The following is a 232-nucleotide window of genomic DNA, read 5'->3' as shown; positions in this document are numbered from 1 at the left end:
CTCCTGCACAACCCGCAAAATTTTCCACACCTTCTTCTAACGCTCGTAAAGTGTTTAAATCTAAATCATTGGTTGGCTCATCTAATAAAAGTACATTTCCTTCTTCTTTTAACGTCATTGCTAAATGCAATCTATTTCTTTCTCCACCAGATAACGTAGAAACTTTTTTATTCTGCTCACTTCCAGAGAAATTAAAACGCCTTCCATACGCACGAGAGTTTACTTGTTTTCC

Annotated in this window: 1 protein-coding gene; it reads right to left on the bottom strand. The window is 36.6% G+C overall.

All coding sequences use genetic code 11. From position 1 onward, the window contains the following. Positions 1–232, bottom strand: a 232-nt coding sequence (locus ACY2RW_RS16485; RefSeq protein WP_490123804.1) for an ATP-binding cassette domain-containing protein, incomplete at both ends; no start/stop codon positions are given.

This window comes from Polaribacter sp. 2305UL8-11, assembly GCF_058147165.1.
Note: the sequence above shows the minus strand (reverse complement) of the source record. Positions and strands in the feature narration are given on the sequence as shown.